This is a genomic window from Secundilactobacillus hailunensis (assembly GCF_005405185.1).
Lineage (GTDB): Bacteria > Bacillota > Bacilli > Lactobacillales > Lactobacillaceae > Secundilactobacillus > Secundilactobacillus hailunensis.
This window is the reverse complement of the sequence record NZ_BJDO01000032.1, coordinates 22,694-29,589: the sequence shown is the minus strand read 5'-3', so window position 1 is coordinate 29,589 and position 6,896 is coordinate 22,694. Positions and strand designations below refer to the sequence as shown.

Here is a 6,896-nt window from a genome sequence, read left to right as displayed (position 1 = left end):
CCTCCAAATTTGAGATGCGTTTATTTTACCGTAAAAAAATGTTGGAAAACCGACATTTTCTAATCGGTATTTTCCAACATTTTACAACCGTTGCTGACAGGGATTTCTTTTTAATCCCACCAGAATTACCACATCGTGTTGGCGCACGCACAAAACTTACGTATTTTTGTTTTCATTTTGATATCGATGATCCAAATATCAAAGTCCAACTTATTCAGAATATAAATTTTAAATATCAATACGAATCCGATTTAAATAAACAAATATCCATTCATCTACAGAAATTAGATTCACTTGTTAGTCTGAAACATTTTGATTTTAATAGTAAAATGATAATTCAAATTGAATTATCCAAAATTCTGCAAATATTTTATAATCAATCAATAAAAACATCATCCTCCACTCCGTCTTCAAATATAGAATACTCACGATTAATCGCAGACGATATCAAAAACAAACTAACTGATCAAATTCTTATGTACGTTAAAAATACCTCATTACCAGAACGAGGATACACGGTAAAACAGGCTATTGATTCAGTAAATTTGAGTAGTGGGTATGGATCTCACATCTTTAAAGAAACCTACGGTATTTCTCCAAGAGAATATTTAACTAAACTAAAAATAAACGAAGCTAAAAAGTTATTATTAAAATTAAACTTTTCTATTGACGACATTAGTTTGGCACTTGGCTACACCAGTGTTTCTAACTTTAGCCGTCAGTTCAAAAGATGGACTAAGACCTCTCCACTTAAATATCGAAACAGAAATAGAAAAAATAGCCATTAATTTTCAAGAGTAAAATAGGGCTACAACTTAGGACATTGATAAATAATCAATATTCTAAGTTGTAGCCCCCTTTTTTTCATAAAATAATAGTTGATAAAGTGAGTTAGTGGTGCACTTGGTTTGACAATTCAGGAACCTATTTATTTTTAACCATGTAGTAATCAAAATCCGCGTACGATTTATGCTGATGAGCATCTACCGCTCCAATGAAGTTAAATAAGCCTGTAAAGCCACCTGTTTCGCCAGGTACGGCATTTACGCCTTCATCTGATAAGTATGAAACATCAGTAGAGTCCCCTAACCGCTGCCATTCATCAATTTTGGCAAACCGATAATTGATTGTCGCAATACCGTTTACATAATGGATTTGAATTTCTGCACTATTATTTGGCACAGCTACCTCGTGAAAAATGTCGTCCTTTCTTTCACCGAGTTTTGCTTGCAAAATACGCAAAACAACACCGTGGCCATCGTCTGCTTGGCAAAGTCGCGCATACAACCAGTTATTGGAATCGTAGTAAAGCCCTAAACCAGCTGTCTGTGAATAGTGGGTCGGTAAAAAGCTAAGCTTAGTTTGACTAACATAATCTAATGAAGTCGCACGAGTCGCCATGATCGATGGATTAAATTGTGAGAAAAACGAGTTTCGACCATAAATGCGAAGATGACCAGGGTTCTCAGTGGCGTTTACCCACTCGGTCGTGTGCAGATGATACGGTGTCATAAAGCGTAACTCATACTTCCCGTTTTCAAATTGATCATTGATATCATCAAGACTTAAATCTTGTTTAACGTCCTTTTCGTCTGAAGGAAGATCCACCGTCATCTTCGCAAGATTTGACTTGTCTGCCATCTGTAACCAGCCATCATTCGTCCATTCCATTTTCTGCAAACTGGTTTCACGGCCAAGCGGATTCAAGGTTGTATCGGCTAACGGTCTGGACATCAGATGGGCAATATACCACTCGCCATCCGTAGTCTCAACAAGTGACCCATGACCAGCCTTTTGCATGGGTGAGTTTAGATTATACATCTCAAAATGCCCTGAATCAGGATCACCCAATGAGAATAAATGATGCGGTGACGATGTAATGATTGGTTCTCCAGATGGATGCGGTTCATACGGGCCAAACACGTTTTTGGCTCTGCCCATCTCAACACCATGCGCATAACCAGTACCACCAGCAGCAATCAGCAAATAATAATAGCCGTTATGTTTGTAGAGTTGAGGTGCTTCTGCACAGCCCCGAGTGGTAAAGCCTTGCGTAACGCGGTGCCAGTCACCAATAATCCCACCGTTCTCTAAATCAACTTCGGCCACAACAATATGACCAGGTGCCTGATATCCTGTTCTGGTTTCCCATTCCAGAATAGCCAGATAATGCTTGCCGTTTTCATCGTGGAATAAGGAGGGATCAAACCCAATGGACGTTAAATATATCGGCTTTGACCATGGCCCGGTCAGGCTGTCAGCATACATAGCATACGAATCAGAATTAAATTCTCGACCAGACATATTTTGCATATGCGAATAAGCTAACCAATACTTTTTAGTTGCTTTATCATAAGACAGGTGTGGTGCCCAAATTCCAGCAGGTGTTGCTGTCCCACGTAAATCAACTTCTCCGTGAGTTAAAACGTACGAGAATAATTGCCAGTTACACAGATCAGTTGAATGAAAAATCTGTACAGCTGGCGTCCAATGAAAAGTGGACGTTGCAATATAATAATCCTGACCAACTCTGAGAATTGAAGGATCTGGTGCCATCCCGCGAATTACAGGATTCTGCATTTTAGACATAGTAAATAATTGCCCCTTTCAAATAATATAATAATTTCAAAGAACAGTTATTATGTTATTATGTAAGCGGATTCACTACAACTTAATTAGTTAGTTGTGTCATTATATTAACCTACTTAGGTAAAAATAGTAACTTTGAAAGGATTCAGAAAATGAGTGATCATCACGAAAATATTGTTTCAAACCTATCAATTGGTATCCGTTTCTGGGAATCAATCGTCAATACAAGTGGTTACGTCCCATTTCACTGGCATAGTAGTATTGAAATTGTCTATGTAAAAGAAGGTAAATTAAACTTTCATTTTGACAGTAAATGTCACATTATTTATCCTGGCCATTTTATAGTCGTTTCATCAGGAGTTGTCCATGATGTTGTCAACACGCCTAATAGTGCGTTAGTGTTACAAATTCCTCTAAATTTCATTGAACCATACTACACTCATCCAGAAAGGCTTAAATTTACTGTCGATAACACAAAAACTTCTGCCTGTAATGATGTAATTAATTTGATGAATAACTTAAATCAAGTTGTAAAAAATCACTCAGAAGGATATTTATTTGATTCTGGAGCAATTTTATTAATGTTAATAAAAAATTTAATTTACAACTTCTCTGAATTCACATTTGCTAGCCAAACTCAGCCTGATAATGTTAAAGAATTGCTAGTTTATCTACAACAACATTATCGTGATAACATTACTCTCAAAGATTTAGCTTATCGTTTTGGTTATAATCCTAGTTATTTATCTAGAAGATTCAAAGAGCGTATGGGAATTTCTTTAATTCACTATGTCTACTACATTAGACTAAATGCTTTTTATCAGGATTTAGTGAAATCAGGGACTCCAATTAATACCTTATTTTTAAAACATGGTTTGACTAATAAACGCACAGCTCGAAAATTTTTTAAAGAAATATTCGGTGTCTTGCCAATTGATATCCGCCGAAAAAAATAAGGTGACTTTCAATCAGTCTTTCCTATAACAAAATCTATTATCAAACAGATTTTGTTATTATGCCTTCAGGTTTTCTTCTACACCTAATAGTTTTCTAAGTGCAGAATAAAAAGGTCTAATCACAAAATAGCGCTTAAAAGATTTAATAATAATAGTAGTCAAAAAAGCAGCGTCATCCGCTAACGAATGACGCTGCTTACTTTTCTTAATGACAGTTAATTATTCTCACGCCTGTAAGCCAACAACTGCTTGCTAATCCCCTTGGTCTGATCGTAAACCTGTGCGTAGATCTTATGCAGCTGATCATACTTCTTAGCATTATCAGGATTTGGTACGTAAGTCTTGCCAAAATGAACAAATTTCTCCGCACACTCCTGGAAATCTTTGAACCAGCCGAGGCCAACCGCGGCAATCATGGCAGCACCCATGCCGGGGCCCTGTTCGTTGGTTAAGCTGACCACTTTTTTATTAAAGATGTCTGCTTGAATCTGCAGCCACAGTGGACTCTTGGCACCACCGCCAATAGCAACGACCGTATCAAACTCCTTATCGTTTTCATCATAAATATCCATGATATCTTTGAATGAGAAGATAATGCCTTCCAATACGGCGCGGACAAAATCGACCTTCTTGTGCGTGCCGTCAACTCCTGTAAAGCTCCCCCGGATATCGGCATCTGGATGCGGTGCTCGTTCGCCAACAATGTATGGCGTATAAAGTAACCCGTTAGCCCCCACTGTCGACTTAGCCGCACTATCGACCATGTCGTCAAAGGATTCATCACTGGCAAAGGTCTTCTTAAACCAGTTCAATGAATACCCCGCTGCCAGCGTGACACCCATTGAGTAGTAAGAATCCGGAATGGCATGATCTTCAAATTGGAGGACCCCATGGTAATCAACTGTTGGATCTTCTTCATACTTCAAAACAACACCGGAAGTCCCGATACTTGAAAGTACCATGTTAGGCGACAAGATACTGGCACCAACCGCACCAGCAGCGTTATCAGCAGCACCGCCAAAGACTTCGGTGTGCGTATCAAGGCCGGAGAAGGTGGCGAAACTGCTGGAGATCTTACCAGCTAAGTCAATGGATCGCATCAGTGGTGGACACATGGACATTGGAATGTCGAAAACATCACAGATTTTTTGACTCCATTGGCCATTTTTAACGTCTAGCAAAACGGTCCCAGTGGCATCCGAATAATCCATGCCCAACTTACCCGTCATCCGATACCGCACGTAATCTTTTGGCAACAGGAAAGTCTTCGCCTGAGACCAGATGTCGGGTTCATTTTCCTTGACCCACAGCATCTTCGGCAACGTAAAGCCTTCCAGTGGCTGGTTCTTCGTAATATCGACAAACTCGGAACCCATCTTGGCCTTAATTTCCTGACACTGCTTCGCCGTCCGGGTATCGTTCCAGAGAATGGCTGGACGCAGGACCTGGTTATTTTCACCCAACAGGACTAACCCATGCATTTGACCAGAAAAACTGATTCCAGAAATTTCTTCAGGCTTAATGTGGTCATCCAAAATCAATCTGACGATAGCGACGGTCGTTCCTGAGACCCAGTCTTCGGGATTCTGTTCACTGTAACCTGGCTTGGCCTGAATCAGTGGGTAATCGAACGCCTGCTGGGCGACGATTTCGCCGTCCCGGTTCATGGCGGAAACTTTAACGGCGCTGGTTCCCAAATCAACGCCTAATACGTATTCGTTCATAGTAAATTACTCCTTTATACCATTATATCAACAAAGAAGCAGTCAGCAGACAATCGGTCCACTGGCTGCTTCTTTTTAATTACATTATTTTAAATCGGCTTATTTGCCTAAAACGTTAACAATGTAATGATTGATCGTATCCTTGATTTGTTCCAAGTGATCTGAAGAAGTTGCGGCACGTAATTCAGCTTGGGTCTTGTCAAGTGAGTAATCTTCAAGGGTCTTGAAGGTTGCCTTACCACTTTCGATATCAGCACCAATACCTGAATCATATGAGCTGTAACGTTCCTTAACGATGTTTTCAAGCACACCGTCTTCCTTCATCTTCATAGCAACACGCAGGCCGGCAGCAAAGCTATCCATGCCGACAACGTGACCGTAGAACAGGTCGTTTGCTTCGAATGATGAACGACGAGGCTTAGCATCGAAGTTCAAACCACCGCGAGGGCCGATACCGCCGTTTTCAACAACTTCGTACATGGCAGCAGTTGTTTCGTAAAGATTTGAAGGATATTCATCAATATCCCAGCCGATCAGCTTATCACCTTGGTTGGCATCCAATGAACCAAGTAAGCCAGCTTCACGAGCAACACGGATTTCGTGTTGATAAGTATGGCCAGCTAAGTTAGCATGGTTACCTTCCAAGTTCAGCTTGAAGTCTTTGTCCAAGTCGTATGTCTTCATAAAAGCAATGGTGGTAGCTGCATCAAAGTCGTATTGATGAGTTGTTGGTTCCTTAGGCTTTGGTTCGAGCAGCATTTGTGCATCGAAGCCAATTTCGTTAGCGTAATCCTTAGCCATATGGAACATCTTAGCAGCATGTTCTTGTTCCAACTTCATGTTGGTGTTCCAGAGTGATTCGTAACCTTCACGGCCGCCCCAGAAGACATAGTTTTCAGAACCGACACGCTTACCAATTTCTAGACTGTGCTTCAACTGAGCAGCAGAGTAAGCAAAGATGTCAGCGTATGGTGAAGTACCAGCACCAGCAACGAAACGAGGGTTAGTGAACAGGTTCGATGTGTTCCATAAGACCTTTAAGCCACTGGTCTTTTGGTAATCCACGATCCGATCAACGACTTTGTCCAAGTTCTTGTTGGTTTCACGTAAGGTGTCACCTTCAGGAGCTAAGTCACGATCATGGAAGCAAATGAAGTCGTTCCCTAATTTTTGATAGAATTCAAAGGCATATTCAACCTTAGCTAAGGCGTTGTCCATTGGATCAGTGTACTTGTCGTATGGACGCATTGCAGTACCATCACCGAATGGGTCTACCAAACGTTGATCAAATGTGTGCCAGTATGCAACGGCGAACCGTAGCCAGTCACGCATCTTTTTACCGCCGATAACTTCGTCTGGGTTGTAATAGTGAAATTCAGCACCAGAACCTAAACTAGAGTTACCAACATACTTAATCTTATCCATGTCCCATTTCTGTTCAGCCATGAAGAAGCCTCCTAAAAGATATTTAAATCAAAATTTAAAATCAACTAAATTAGATTAGTTTGTTCAAACAACCAACTCACAAGTCTTAGTATAGCGCTTACATCTTAGAATGCAACCCCTTTTAGATTTAAATGACGCTGATTACGCCCTCAATCCCCAGAATACCAGGTTTAAATGACCA

At 40.4% G+C, this 6,896-nt stretch carries 5 protein-coding genes; 2 read left to right on the top strand and 3 right to left on the bottom strand.

All coding sequences use genetic code 11. From position 1 onward, the window contains the following. Positions 1 to 788: helix-turn-helix domain-containing protein (locus FFM73_RS08835; protein ID WP_137631392.1), on the top strand; the 788-nt coding region annotated here is incomplete at its 5' end. Between the two features lie 136 nt (positions 789 to 924). Here the strand turns inward: FFM73_RS08835 and FFM73_RS08830 are convergent. Then, positions 925 to 2,589, bottom strand: coding sequence for a glycoside hydrolase family 43 protein (locus tag FFM73_RS08830; protein WP_137631391.1), 1,665 nt, complete (start codon positions 2,587 to 2,589; stop codon positions 925 to 927). Between the two features lie 152 nt (positions 2,590 to 2,741). Between FFM73_RS08830 and FFM73_RS08825 the strand changes: the two genes are divergently transcribed. After that, entirely contained in the window at positions 2,742 to 3,545 is an 804-nt protein-coding gene (locus tag FFM73_RS08825; protein WP_137631390.1) for an AraC family transcriptional regulator, read from the top strand. A 215-nt stretch (positions 3,546 to 3,760) separates the two neighbouring features. Here FFM73_RS08825 and xylB read toward each other — a convergent pair whose 3' ends face one another. Both xylB and xylA read right to left on the bottom strand, forming a co-directional pair. Next, on the bottom strand, positions 3,761 to 5,269 hold the full coding sequence (xylB, locus tag FFM73_RS08820; RefSeq protein ID WP_137631389.1) for a xylulokinase: 1,509 nt from the start codon (positions 5,267 to 5,269) through the stop codon (positions 3,761 to 3,763). A 99-nt stretch (positions 5,270 to 5,368) separates the two neighbouring features. Then, positions 5,369 to 6,715 carry a xylose isomerase gene (gene xylA, locus FFM73_RS08815; protein ID WP_137631388.1) on the bottom strand — a complete coding sequence of 449 codons (1,347 nt, stop codon included), beginning with the start codon at positions 6,713 to 6,715 and terminating at the stop codon, positions 5,369 to 5,371. Between the last annotated feature and the right edge of the window lie 181 nt (positions 6,716 to 6,896).